This window comes from Ralstonia sp. OTU4908, assembly GCF_038440115.1.
GTDB classification, from domain to species: Bacteria; Pseudomonadota; Gammaproteobacteria; order Burkholderiales; family Burkholderiaceae; genus Ralstonia; species Ralstonia pickettii.
The window spans coordinates 35,716-48,111 of record NZ_JASATD010000031.1 but is presented as its reverse complement, the minus strand read 5'-3'; the positions used below and the strand labels follow the sequence as shown (position 1 = coordinate 48,111).

Below are 12,396 nucleotides of genomic sequence, written 5' to 3'. Positions count from 1 at the left end.
AGATGGACCACCAGCCCCTCAAGTCCTCAAGTCCAAGTCCAAGTCCTCAAATCCTCAAAGGATCGATCTCCAACTGCCACCGCACCCCCTTCACGGTCTTGCCGATCCCCGCAAACCCCTCAGTCCAAGCCGTCAAAAGCTTCTGCAAAGCCGCCCGAGAACCCGATTCCACCAGCAACTGCGCGCGCTCGCGGTTGGCCAGCCGCACCATCGTCATCGGCACCGGGTCATGCAAGAACACTGGCGCGCCCAATTCAGCAGCCAAGGCTTCACCTGCCGAGCGCGCAGCGCTCAAGAATTCAAGCGCCCTCGCGACTTCCTTGTGCTCGGCGGTGAGCAGGGCTTGATAGGCAAACGGCGGCAGCCCGGCTTGCTTGCGTTCCCGCAGCAACTGGCGCGCGAAACCATCGTAGTCATGTCGAACCAGCGCCTGCAGCGCCGGGGCATCCGGATACCGCGTCTGAATCAGCACCTCGCCCGCCAGGCCCGCCCGGCCCGCGCGGCCGGCCACCTGCATCAGCGAGGCAAACAGATGCTCTCCGGCCCGGAAGTCGTGCGAAAACAGCGAGGAATCGGGCGCGACCACGCCGACCAGCGTCACGCGCTGGAAGTCGTGCCCCTTGGCGACCATCTGCGTGCCGATCAGGATGTCGACGCTGCCTTCGTGCACGGTGTCGAACAGCGCTTCGGCGCTGCCCTTGCGGCGGGTTGAATCGGCGTCGATGCGGGCGACGCGGGCCTGCGGGAACAGCTCGCCGAGCGTCTCTTCGATGCGCTGGGTGCCACGCCCGAGCGGGGCGATGTCGACGTTGCCGCAGTCCGGGCAATGATGCGGGATGCGCGATTCGTACCCGCAGTGGTGGCAGCGCAGGCGCCGCTCGGGCTTGTGCAGCACCAGGTACGCTGAGCAACGCGGGCAGCCCGACAGCCAGCCGCACGCGTCGCAGGACAGCACGGGCGCGTAGCCGCGGCGGTTGAGGAACAGCAGGCTCTGTTCGCCGCGCGCCAGGCGATCGGCAATCGCGTCGACGAGTGGTTTGGACAGGCCATCGCGAATCTGGCGCCCGGCGCGGCGCTCCAGATTCAGGTCGATGAGCGACACGCGCGGCAGCACCGCTTCGGCCTGCGCGCGCCGCGAGAGCGTCAGGCGCGTGGTGGGCGTCTGCTCCGCGCGCCACCACGTTTCCAGGGACGGCGTGGCCGAGCCCAGCACCACGGGGATGTTGCGCTGCTTGGCACGCCATAGCGCCAAATCCCGTGCGGAATAGCGCAGGCCTTCCTGCTGCTTGTACGACGTGTCGTGTTCTTCGTCGACGAGGATGAGCGCGAGGTTGGGCAACGACGCCAGCATCGCCAGCCGCGTGCCGAGCACGATGCGCGCCTCACCGCGATGCGCGGCGAGCCAGTTCAACGCGCGCGGCTGTTCGGCCAGGCCGCTGTGCAGCGCCGCCATGGGCACGCCCGGAAAACGTGCGGCGATGCGTGCTTCCAGCTGCGGCGTCAGGTTGATCTCGGGCACCAGCATCAGCACCTGGGCCGCAGGGTCCCGCGCCAGCGCATCGGCGATGGCGTGCAGGTAGACCTCGGTCTTGCCGCTGCCGGTCACGCCGTACAACAGGAACGGGCTGAAGGAGCCAGCCGCGCCAGCTTGGGCAATGGCTGCCACGGCGGCGGCCTGCTCATCGTTCAAGGGGGGCGCGACGGAAGGCGCCGGGAGTTCGAGCGGTTGCGGCAGCAGCGCCTTCGGACGCAGTTCTGCGCGCAGCCAGCCGACGGTGGCCCAATCGCGCAGCTTGGCAACGGCTTGCCCGTGCAGCTCGATGGCCGCGCTGGTGGATAACTCGCCATCGCCGGTCAGCGCTTCGGCCAATCGCATGGCGCCGGACGCACGTTTCGGAATGCTGTCCAGCAACGCTGCCCGGGCGGGTTCAAACATCACGTAGACGGTTTCGGTGGCCTGCCGGGCGAGGTTTTCCCAACTGCCCGGGGTTCGCCACAGCGGCGGGAGCGCCGGTAACATCACTTCACCGAGCGCGCGGTGATAGTAGCCGGCAGCAAATTCGGCCAGGGCCCGCCATTCGGCGTCGAGCGGCGGCACCCAGTCGAGCACCCGCTCGACATCGCGCAGCTTTTCTTGCGGCACATCGGTGGTCGCGGCGGTTTCGACGACTAACCCCGCCACTCGCCGGTTGCCAAACGGCACCACAACCAATTGCCCAGGCTGCACAGGCTGCCCACACCGGTAATCGAACACCGCATCGAGCGGCGTATCAATCACCACGCGAACAATGGAGGCCGACACCTTGGCATCAGAAAACGCGGCGTCGACTTGGGGCGTGGTCATGCAAGGCGCAAACGGTTGAATTGCAAAGGGAATGTTGCGATGCAGCGGCGGATCCTGCACCTGGGAAATGCGTCTTGCCCATCTCACCTTGCCTTCACAGCCATTGCCGTGGCCGGTTCGATGTTCAAGTATTACTTGAGGTTTGTGCCTTGGCGCCATGATCGGCGACCGTTTTCCGGGCTATCCACATCGCCTGTGGATAACTTTGTTGAAAAGTCGCCTGCAGTCTCTGCAAAGGCCAATGGACTCACCGTTTTTCTGGCTTGCACGATTTACGCGCACACGCCTTTCTTTCAAAAAAATCAAACACTTATGCGTTGGGTGCACACAGCCTTCCCTGTTGCGCCGCGGAAAGAACCAGCCGCGACAGCTTTGTGCATAAGTCAAGTCTTGACAGCCGGGTTACGCACCAGAAAGCACGAAATAAATCGCTTGACACCCCTTTCGGGCCAGATGGGGCCACCGGCACGCAAGTAGTCACTCACCCCTAATGCACCAAAGCGGCGAAGATTCAACTCGTGCCCCTGGCTTCACGCACGGCTGCGGCACGATTCAAACGCTATCGCACCGCAGCATTGATCTCAACCGTGTGACTTCGCTTTCGTGCGCAGCGCGCGGCTGAAGCTGTGCACCTCGTCCACCAGCACCGACACCGCTTCGGGCGGTGTGAACTGCGAGATGCCGTGGCCGAGGTTGAAGATGTGGCCGTCGCTGCCGCCGCCGGCTGCGTAGTCTTCCAGCACGCGACGCACTTGGGCACGAATCGCGTCGGGTTCAGCAAACAGCACTGTCGGGTCCAGGTTGCCCTGCAGGGCAACGCGCCCTGCCGTTCGCTGGCGCGCGAGCTGCAGGTTGACGGTCCAGTCCACACCCAGCGCGTCGGCACCCGTCGCGGCCATGGCTTCGAGCCACAGGCCACCGCCCTTGGTGAAGAGGATGACCGGCACGCGCTGGCCGTCTGCCCCGGCGCGAATACCATTCACCACGCGCGCCATGTAAGCCAGCGAGAACTGCTGATAGATGCCATCGGCCAAGGCACCGCCCCAGGTATCAAACACCTGCACAGCCTGGGCACCGGCCTCAATCTGCGCATTCAGATAGTCGATCACGGCTTGGGCATTGATCTCCAGGATGCGGTGCATCAGGTCCGGGCGCGCGTAGAGCATCGACTTGACGGTGCGGAAGTCGTCCGAGCCGCCGCCTTCGACCATGTAGCAGGCGAGCGTCCACGGGCTGCCCGAGAAGCCGATGAGCGGCACACGCTGGCGGCCGTCCTGCACGAGCGCACGGCGGATTTCCGCCACGGCGTCAAACACGTACTGCAGAGACGACATGTCCGGCACCGACAGCGCCGCCACATCGGCTTCCGTGCGCACCGGCTTGGCAAAGCGCGGGCCCTCGCCCTGTGCAAACGACAGCCCCAGGCCCATGGCGTCGGGCACGGTCAGGATGTCGGAAAACAGGATTGCCGCGTCCAACGGGTAGCGATCCAGCGGCTGCAACGTCACCTCGGTCGCATACGCCGGCGACTTGGCCAGGCCGAGAAAGCTGCCGGCCCGCGCGCGCGTGGCGTTGTACTCGGGCAGATAGCGGCCCGCCTGGCGCATCAGCCACAGCGGCGTGTAGTCGGTGGGCTGGCGGCGCAGGGCGCGCAGGAAGGTGTCGTTGGCGAGCGGTGCGGACATGGCGATGGACTCTTTGGGAGGGCGCCATTGTAAGGGATGGTGTTTTTATCCCGACCTGACCCAGGCCAACATGCCGAAGATCAGGGCGCAGATATCACGGCACCTTGCGCGTATCGCCGGCGCGCTGCGGCGGCAGCTTGATCGCCATCGATTTGAAGTCCGTGCTGGTGGTCAGCGTTCCGTGCACCACGCCACGGGGGATCACGATCAGATCGCCCGCCCGGACCTCGCGCGGCGCGTTGTCGAGCCAGACGGTGGCCGTGCCCGACATCACATACTGGATCTCGTCGGAGTACGTGTGCGTGTGCTTGGCCACGGTGCCGACCTGGACGCCCACCGTGCCATTGGCCGCCGTCACCAGCGTCTTGGTGCGCAGCGTACCCATCTCGGCGATGACCGGGCCGATCTCGTCCGGGGCCATGCCGCCCATGTTGATGATCTGCGCCGAGAGCGGCGGTGCCGAGGGCGGTGCCGCTGCCGCAGCCGGTTGCGACGCTTGCGCAAACGCGCCGGCGCAGCCGGCAAAGATGGCGGCGGCAGAAACCGACCGGATCACGGTAACAGGACGATGGCGATGCATGATGGCTCCTCATGACGCGGTCGCCGCAAAGGCGCGGCGATCCGTGGCGCGTTGATTGGCTCATTCGTTTGGCGCGCTCGCGGCGATTGTCGCATCGGCACACAGAGCCATTGACCTAGGGCGATTCCCGAGAACGTGCCCCTCGTACGCAAACCGGCTCGCCCTTACGGACGACCCCACACCCACCGCAAACGCGCAGCGGCGGATAGGGTCGAGCGCCACCGACGCGCGGCCACTAAGAATCAGTACATTTGGCATGCAGGCGGAGCGTTGACGTCAGGCAACGTCCGCCACAGGTGAAAGGCGCGGGGAAGTTGCCGAGGCTCCATGCCAGGCAAGGGAGCACCCGGCCCGGGCGCATTGAAGAGGGGGGAGATGACGCGTCAGGCGCTGCGCAGCTTGAACAGCCCAACCGTGCGAGCCAGACCGTGCGCCTGCTCGTTGAGCATCGAGGATGCAGCCGTCGACTGCTCCACCAGCGCGGCGTTCTGCTGCGTGGCCTGGTCCATCTCGGCGACGCTGCGATCGATCTGGCTGATACCGGTGCTTTGCTCATGCATCGCGCCGTCGATCTCGCCGATGATGCGCGCGACACGCTCGATGCCCTGCACGATTTCCTGCATCGTGGCGCCCGCAGCCTGCACGCGTTGCGCGCCGGTCTTCACGCTGGCCTCCGATGCCTGGATCAGGTCCTTGATTTCGCGGGCAGCCGTGGCGCTGCGTTGCGCCAGCGTGCGCACCTCGCCAGCCACCACGGCAAAGCCGCGACCGTTCTCGCCGGCGCGGGCGGCTTCCACTGCAGCGTTCAGCGCGAGGATGTTGGTCTGGAACGCAATGCTGTCGATCACGCCAATGATTTCCGTAATGCGCGCCGACGACTTGGCAATCTCATCCATCGTGCTGACGGCGCTGGAGACGACCTCGCCGCCGCGCGTGGCGGCGTCGCTTGCGTCGCTCGCCAAGCGCGTGGCCTGCACGGCCGCATCGGCGGAGTTCTTCACGCTGGTCGTCAACTCCGTCAACGCGGCAGAGGTTTCCTGCAGGTTGCTGGCCGAAACCTCGGTGCGGTTGGAAAGATCACGGTTGCCCGCTTCGATCTCGCCGGTGGCGGATTTCATGCTGTCGACGCTGGCGCGCACTTCCAGCAGCACTTCGCCGATCTTGTCGATGAAGGTGTTGAACGACGCGCTGATCTGCGCGACTTCATCGTTGCCGACCACGGGCAGACGGTGCGTCAGGTCGCCGCCGCCGGAGCCGATGGTGTCCATTGCGTCGCGCACCTGCGACAGGCGGCGGAACGACTGCGACGTGAAGAACGCGGCGATGCCCACGGCGGCCAGCGTCAGCAGCACCATGGCCACGGCCAGCGCCTTGACGACGTTGCGCAAACCGGCGGTGGCTTCGGCCTTGTCCAGCGCAATCACGAGGTACCAATCGGTGCCCTGCACGGCTTGCGCCTTGAGCAATTTCGGCGCGCCGGCCAGCTCAACCTCCAGCGGCGACGTCGCCTTGGCCAGGTTGCCGAGCGTGTCGGCGGTGAGCGAAGCCGCCACGTCGGTGGCCGGCTTCAGCATCAATTTTGCGTCCGGATGGGCAATCACCTGGCCATCCTTGGCGACCACGAAGGCGAGGCTCGACGGTGTCGGGTGGACCGCCGCAACCACCTCGCGCACGCCGTCCAGCGGCACGGCGCCGGACAACGCGCCGGTGGTTTCGCCGTTCTTGACGAGCGGCGCCGCAAATGAAACGTACGGCACGCCGGTCGACACATCGCCGTAGGGCTTGGTGACGAGCAACTGGCCTGCGGCAATGGCTTGCTTGTACCAGGGGCGGCCGGTCGGATCGTAATCCTTGGGCGTGGTGGCGCTGGTGGAGATGAAGCTCTTGTCGGTCCAGCCGATCGTGATGATGGGGAAACCGTTGGCGTCGCCCATGTGCTTGCCGAAGCCTTGCGGATCGCCATGCTCGATCACGCCTGCGGTGGCCTTGACGGCCTGCGCCTTCGCCGCGACCCATTTGTCGATGGCGAGCGTATTGCCGCTGGCGATGGCAGCCAGGTTCTGGTCGATCGATTCCATCGTGTTGGAGCGCACGATGGAATAGGTGGCAGCGCCGGACAGGGCGAGGGCGCCGACCACCGTGGCCGATGAGATGAGGAGAATTCGGGTGCGGAGAGAGGAGATCATGATTCTTCTAGGCCAAACCTTTTCCATGAATCTGACTGCGTACGGTATTTGCCGTAGCGCCCTCCAGAACCGACTGCTGACTGTCGGGGGCCACTCAAGCTGCTACGGCACCGCACAGGCGAACTTGAGGCGGCAAAACCCGCTTCTACGAAAGGATGGGGGCGACAAAAGGCAACGCTCCGCATGATTGCCCAGGCAATCCATCGGGTTGAAACACGCGCTCATGCACGAGGCCCTTCAAATCGACCCCGCCACCGGGGAACCGCCACAACACCTGGGCGCGTTGAACACGTTGTAAGACACCCCGGCGTCGGCCCCGATTGCCGCCCCGGCACCGTTTGCAGTACCGTCGCTGGCATTCCCTACGCAGCCGGGAGCCCAGCGCCATGGCCGTGCTGTTCACCATCCTGAAGATTGCCGTCGTGCTCGTGCTGGTGTCGTCACTGGCCGAGGCGATCGTGCTGTCATTGAGAAACGGCTGGGGTAGCTACGACTGGAAGGCTGCCGCCGTGTCGATGGTGGATTTTCTGGTACGCGAGTACCCACTACGCTGGCTGCTGCCGCTGGCGTTCTGGACGCAAGGCCTGGAATGGGTCTACCAGCATCGTCTCTGGACGCTGCCGATGGACCACTGGACGGGCTGGGCCGCGTGCTTTCTTGGCCAGGAGTTCTGCTATTACTGGTACCACCGCGCCGCGCACCGGGTGCGCTGGTTCTGGTGCACGCACGCCATCCACCATTCGCCGAATGACCTGAACCTGTCCGCCGCCTACCGCTTCGGCTGGACGGGCCGGTTGACCGGCACGCTCGCGTTCTTTGCGCTGGCGCCGCTGCTAGGCATGCCGCCGCGCATCGTGCTGATGCTGCTGTCGCTCAACCTGCTGTACCAGTTCTGGATTCACGCCACCTGGATCCCCCGCCTCGGGCCCCTGGAATGGGTGCTCAACACGCCGTCGGCCCACCGTGTGCATCACGCGTCCAACCTCGAATATCTGGATGGCAATTACGGCGGCGTGCTGATCGTGTTCGACCGGCTGTTCGGCACCTACATCCCCGAACGCAAAGACGTGCCGTGCCGCTACGGCCTCGTGCGCCCGATGCGAACGTACAACCTGCTGGTGATCGAATTCGCGCACTGGCGTGCGCTCTGGCACGACCTCAAGACGGCCCGATCGGCCAGCGAAGTACTGGGTTACCTGTTCCGCCCGCCGGGCTGGCGGCCCGACGGCCATGGCGAAACGACGGAGGATCTGCGTCGCCGCGCCGAGCTCATTCCTGACGAGTCCGCCGTCGCACCGGCCGTTGCTGCCAACTGACCTACGGCAACCGCAGCGTCTGCGCCAAGTGCCCGTACACCACGGCAATCCGCCGTAAGTGGCGCGATTCCGGATGCGTCAGCAGCCACAGTTCCGATTGGTTGGCATCTTGCAGATCCCGTAGCGGCACCAGATCGCGGCGCTCCTGCGCCATCAGCAGGGGAAGGATCCCGACGCCCAAGCCCGTCCCCACCATCTCGGCCGCGATCTGCAGGCTGTTGACGAAGTACGTGGGCATGACCTTGGGGAAATGGCGTTTGCGCCAACCCACCGACGGGTGATCGGGAATCGCGTCGTCGACCGCCAGCCACGGCGTGCGGCCCGCTTCGACATCGGCGTAGGTGATGCCGCTTGCTCGACCCGCGTATAGCCCCACGCGAATCGAGCCGATGCGTTTGCCCACCAGATGCTGGGGCGGACGGTGCGTGGCCCGCACGGCAATGTCGGCATCGCGCCGGGTCAGGCTGGCCAACTCGTTGCTCACCCGGAGGTCGTAGCGCAGATGCGGATGCTGAGCCTGCAGCGCCTTCAACGCGGGCGCGACCAGGCCGACGAGGATGGTGTCCGTAGTGGTGATGCGTACCGTGCCCGACACCTGATCGGGCACCGCATGCACCGCCGATCGCGCGGCCTCGAGCGCCGATTCCACCTGCTCGGCCTGTTCCGCCAGCGCGTGCGCCAGGTCCCCCGCCAAGTAGCCCGTGCGCGACCGCGCAAACAGCGTGGTGCCCAGCCCGCGCTCGATGCGCTGCAAGGACCGGAATACCGTGGAGGCATCCACGCCAAGCCGTTCGCCGGCCGCTGCCAGCGTGCCCGTACGCACCATCGCCAGCACGATCTCAAGGTCTGCCGCGCTCAATCGGTATTGCGTTTGTGCAAGCATGATTTGCTGCTCCGCCTATTTCAATGGCACTGGCGCAATCCTACAGTGTCGTCACCGCCGCCGTTGGCGGCTTCCCAACCTGTTCACGAGACGATGACCATGAAGCTCTATTACTCCGCCGGCGCCTGCTCGCTGGCCGTGCATATCGCCCTGCGCGAAGTGGGTGCGCAGTTTGACCTGACCGCCGTCGACCTGACCAAGCACCTCACTGCTGACGGCACGGATTTCTATACGATTTCGCCGCGCGGTTACGTGCCGCTGCTGGAACTGGCCGACGGCTCGCGCCACACCGAAGGCGCTGCGCTGCTGCAATATGTGGCCGACCTCGACCCGGCGCAGGCGTTGATCGGCAAGCCTGGGAGCGCGCACCGCCTGGCCGTGATCGAATGGCTCGCCTTTGTCAGCACCGAACTGCATAAAGGCTTCGGCCCGCTCTGGTACAAAGACACCCCCGAAGCCACGCGCCAAGGCGCTAAAGACAAGCTGGCCAAGCGCTTTGCCGAACTCGACGCGCGCCTTGCCAAACAGCCATACCTGGCCGACACCTACAGCGTGGCCGACTCCTACGCCTTTGCGGTGCTGAACTGGACGAACATCCTGGCGCTGCCGATGGGCGCCTATCCGAATGTGCAGGCGTATATGGCCCGGGTGGCTGCACGGCCGCACGTGGTTGAAGCGTTGACGGCGGAAGGCCTGATCAAGGCTGACGCGACCAGCGCTGTCGCCTGATCCGTCGCCCGGGATCGGCGGGGCTTAAACACAACCGCTGATCCCACCCCCTACTCCGCCTAACGTTTGCGGAACGTCTTACAACACATCCCCATGTTGTAGATAGGCTCTATCTGCGGGGCATGGCGCGTTGTCACACGTGCGTCGCTACAATCGCACGCTTTGCGTCTTCTGCAGTCCGCAGGTCTCCCCATGTTCAAGCACGTTGTTCTCGCCCTGGCCGTTGCGGTTTCGGGCTTGCCGGTTCTCGCGCGCGCGGAAGTGCGCGGCGCAGGTTCGACCGCCGCTGCGCCGGTCTATCGTGTCTGGTCGGCGGGGTATGCCGCATCATCAGGCGTCACGCTCAGCTATGACGCGGTGGGCTCCGGGGAAGGTCTGAAGCGCATTCGCGCGGGCGCCGTCGATTTCGGTGCGTCGGACGTGCCGCTCTCCAGCGCCGAGGCAGCCAAGGCCGGCCTCGTCTGCGTGCCGTCGGTCGTGACGGGTGCGGTGCCGTTCGTGAATCTGCCGGGCGTACCACGCGGTCAACTCAAATTGACGGGCGAACTGCTGGCGCAGATCTTCCTCGGCAAGGTCGAGAGCTGGGATGCGCCCGAGCTGCGCGCGCTGAACCCCGGTGTGACGCTGCCCAAGCTGAAGATCCATCCGGTCGTGCGCGCCGATGGCTCAGGTACGACGTACCACTTCACCGACTATCTGAGTGCAGTCAGCGCCGACTGGAAAAGCGCTTACGGCACCAACTCGACGATCAACTGGCCGGCAGGCTTCACCGCGGCAAAGGGAAGCGGCGATGTGGTCAAGGCGGTGCAGGCCACGCCCGGCGCCATCGGTTACGTCGACTACAACTACATCCTCGACAACGACCTGAGCGGCGTGCAACTGCGCAATGTGGCAGGCCGCTTCGTCAGCGCCCAGGTGAGCGGCTTCCGCGAGGCCGTGATGCAGAGCGCGTGGAACCGCAAGGGCGATTTCACCGCACCCTTGGTGAACCTGCCGGGGGCGGAGACGTGGCCGATCACCATGGGCACCTTCATCGTCGTGCCGGCGGTCAGTGCGTCGGGCCCACGCACGCTGGCCGCGCTGAAGTTCCTGACGTGGGGCTACTTCCACGGCGACGAGCTGGCCGCGCGTGCGAAGTTCGTGCCGCTGCCCGAGCGCGTGCAGGCGATTGCGTATCGCGAACTGGCACGCGTGACGGATGCATCGGGCGCAGCCATCGGCCTCCAGAGCATGCCCGCAAACTGGGGGAAATGATCCTTGCCGGTGCAGTGTCTGCCCGGCAACAGCACCGTTTTGATGCCGCGCACATGCCCCGCTGAAAGCTTTGCAACAAGGCTGGATTGTTCCGGCGTGTTTCCTATAGTGATCACTCGCCGCGCACGACAGCCCCGCGCGTCACTGCCAAAGCAACGACGGGAGGGAATCATGGGCACCGCCATCGCAGACCAGGACGAGCAGATCCAGCAGATCGCACAGGACACCGGCGCACCGGCCGATCTCGTCCGCGAGCAGTACATGCAGACAATGCGCACATTGGCCGCCGATGCCAGCGTGCACGACTATCTCTCGCTGTTTGTCACACGTCGGGTGCTCGCCGCGTTCCGCCCGCGCCGCGCGCCGACGCGTTAGCCCTGCCCTCCGCTTATTCCTCGCTGATCATCCCGACGAATGCATGCGCCGCGCGGCGCATCCACTCGCGTGCGCGCTCTGCCTCGAACTGGATTCGCGCGAAAGCGTGTGTCATGCCCGACGCCTCGATGGTGATGACCTGCGCGCCATGCTGCACGAGATAGTCGGCGTATTGCAGGCCGTCGTCGCGCAGCACATCGTGCGCGGCCACGATGACGACCGTATCGGGCGGCGTATAGGCCGGCGGGCGTGCCATCAGGAAGATGCGGGGGTCCTGCTCGGCGAGCGGTTTGGCGAGCGCTTCTGCGCCGATGTATTTCTCCCAGTACCAGCGCATTTCATCGCGTGTGAGGCCCGGGCCTTGTGCAAACGCGTTGTAGCTCTCGCTGCCGAAAGCCGGCGTGGTGACGGGGTACAGCAGGAACTGCGCGTTGACGAGACCAGGACGCATGCCCTGCGCAGCCTGCACCGCGAGATGGCCGCCCGCGCTGTCGCCGCCCACCGCGATGAAGTCCGGATCGAAGCCGAGGTGCGCGCGCTGCTCCGCCAGATACGCGAGCGCGTCGCGTGCATCGTCGGCCGGCGTGGGAAACGCGTGCTCGGGCGCAAGGCGGTAATCGACACTCACCACGGCGCAACGCGTGTCCAGCGCCAGCAATGCAGCAAGCATGCGGTGCGTTGTGCGCGGTGCGCCGACCACCCATCCGCCACCGTGAAACCACACCAGCAAACGCGGCGTTGCCACACCCTTCGGACGAAAGACGATGGCGTCCAGCGTGCGCCCGGCAAGCGGCAGGCTGAGATCGGAAACTTCAACGCCGTCAGGATCGGGACGATCGGACACAGCCGCGATCGCCTCGAATCGCGCGCGCTGTGCGACGGCATCTTCAGGTGGCGGCAAGGCGCCGAACTGGTCGGCAAGACGTTGGTAGAACTGCAGGATGTGCGGATCGACGGCCATGATGTAAGCGGGATGCGATGACCGCCCGAGTGTAGCGCGCCGCGCTGGCTTCAATCGCCCGATAGGTCAGGAATCCAAACGGC

10 protein-coding genes are annotated in these 12,396 nt (G+C 65.5%); 4 read left to right on the top strand and 6 right to left on the bottom strand.

The genetic code is table 11. The annotated features are described in order from the left end of the window. Positions 1-46 precede the first annotated feature (46 nt). From AAHM38_RS20355 to AAHM38_RS20340, 4 genes are all read right to left on the bottom strand, one after another. Entirely contained in the window at positions 47-2,344 is a 2,298-nt protein-coding gene (locus tag AAHM38_RS20355; protein ID WP_015855927.1) for a primosomal protein N', read from the bottom strand. A 581-nt stretch (positions 2,345-2,925) separates the two neighbouring features. Continuing rightward, positions 2,926-4,029, bottom strand: a complete 1,104-nt coding sequence (gene hemE, locus AAHM38_RS20350; RefSeq protein ID WP_015855928.1) for a uroporphyrinogen decarboxylase — start codon at positions 4,027-4,029, stop codon at positions 2,926-2,928. A gap of 94 nt (positions 4,030-4,123) precedes the next feature. Next, positions 4,124-4,609 (bottom strand): cupin domain-containing protein, encoded by a 486-nt coding sequence (locus tag AAHM38_RS20345; RefSeq protein ID WP_009239571.1) that lies wholly within the window; start codon positions 4,607-4,609, stop codon positions 4,124-4,126. 383 nt (positions 4,610-4,992) lie between these two features. Continuing rightward, complete coding sequence (locus AAHM38_RS20340; RefSeq protein ID WP_015855929.1) at positions 4,993-6,795, bottom strand: methyl-accepting chemotaxis protein; 1,803 nt, start codon at positions 6,793-6,795, stop codon at positions 4,993-4,995. A 386-nt stretch (positions 6,796-7,181) separates the two neighbouring features. On the opposite strand from AAHM38_RS20340, the gene AAHM38_RS20335 reads away from it, so the two are divergent. Continuing rightward, positions 7,182-8,111 (top strand): sterol desaturase family protein, encoded by a 930-nt coding sequence (locus tag AAHM38_RS20335; protein WP_015855930.1) that lies wholly within the window; start codon positions 7,182-7,184, stop codon positions 8,109-8,111. Position 8,112: 1 nt separating this feature from the next. Here AAHM38_RS20335 and AAHM38_RS20330 read toward each other — a convergent pair whose 3' ends face one another. Then, positions 8,113-8,994, bottom strand: coding sequence for a LysR family transcriptional regulator (locus tag AAHM38_RS20330; protein ID WP_015855931.1), 882 nt, complete (start codon positions 8,992-8,994; stop codon positions 8,113-8,115). A gap of 99 nt (positions 8,995-9,093) precedes the next feature. On the opposite strand from AAHM38_RS20330, the gene gstA reads away from it, so the two are divergent. From gstA to AAHM38_RS20315, 3 genes are all read left to right on the top strand, one after another. Next, positions 9,094-9,723: a glutathione transferase GstA gene (gene gstA / locus AAHM38_RS20325; RefSeq protein ID WP_015855932.1), complete on the top strand. Its 630-nt coding sequence runs from the start codon at positions 9,094-9,096 to the stop codon at positions 9,721-9,723. A gap of 192 nt (positions 9,724-9,915) precedes the next feature. After that, positions 9,916-10,977 (top strand): phosphate ABC transporter substrate-binding protein PstS, encoded by a 1,062-nt coding sequence (gene pstS, locus AAHM38_RS20320; protein ID WP_015855933.1) that lies wholly within the window; start codon positions 9,916-9,918, stop codon positions 10,975-10,977. Positions 10,978-11,148: 171 nt separating this feature from the next. Continuing rightward, positions 11,149-11,352, top strand: a complete 204-nt coding sequence (locus tag AAHM38_RS20315) for a DUF3562 domain-containing protein (RefSeq protein WP_015855934.1) — start codon at positions 11,149-11,151, stop codon at positions 11,350-11,352. 13 nt (positions 11,353-11,365) lie between these two features. Here the strand turns inward: AAHM38_RS20315 and AAHM38_RS20310 are convergent, their stop codons facing one another. Next, entirely contained in the window at positions 11,366-12,313 is a 948-nt protein-coding gene (locus tag AAHM38_RS20310; RefSeq protein WP_015855935.1) for an alpha/beta hydrolase, read from the bottom strand. Positions 12,314-12,396 lie beyond the last annotated feature (83 nt).

What these genes read in the sequence shown, in the direction of transcription:
- pstS (WP_015855933.1), top strand. Translation starts at nt 9,916, where the DNA reads ATGTTCAAGCACGTTGTTCTCGCCCTGGCCGTTGCGGTTTCGGGCTTG.
- AAHM38_RS20330 (WP_015855931.1), bottom strand. Translation starts at nt 8,994, where the DNA reads ATGCTTGCACAAACGCAATACCGATTGAGCGCGGCAGACCTTGAGATC.
- gstA (WP_015855932.1), top strand. Translation starts at nt 9,094, where the DNA reads ATGAAGCTCTATTACTCCGCCGGCGCCTGCTCGCTGGCCGTGCATATC.
- AAHM38_RS20310 (WP_015855935.1), bottom strand. Translation starts at nt 12,313, where the DNA reads ATGGCCGTCGATCCGCACATCCTGCAGTTCTACCAACGTCTTGCCGAC.
- hemE (WP_015855928.1), bottom strand. Translation starts at nt 4,029, where the DNA reads ATGTCCGCACCGCTCGCCAACGACACCTTCCTGCGCGCCCTGCGCCGC.
- AAHM38_RS20345 (WP_009239571.1), bottom strand. Translation starts at nt 4,609, where the DNA reads ATGCATCGCCATCGTCCTGTTACCGTGATCCGGTCGGTTTCTGCCGCC.
- AAHM38_RS20340 (WP_015855929.1), bottom strand. Translation starts at nt 6,795, where the DNA reads ATGATCTCCTCTCTCCGCACCCGAATTCTCCTCATCTCATCGGCCACG.
- AAHM38_RS20355 (WP_015855927.1), bottom strand. Translation starts at nt 2,344, where the DNA reads ATGACCACGCCCCAAGTCGACGCCGCGTTTTCTGATGCCAAGGTGTCG.
- AAHM38_RS20335 (WP_015855930.1), top strand. Translation starts at nt 7,182, where the DNA reads ATGGCCGTGCTGTTCACCATCCTGAAGATTGCCGTCGTGCTCGTGCTG.
- AAHM38_RS20315 (WP_015855934.1), top strand. Translation starts at nt 11,149, where the DNA reads ATGGGCACCGCCATCGCAGACCAGGACGAGCAGATCCAGCAGATCGCA.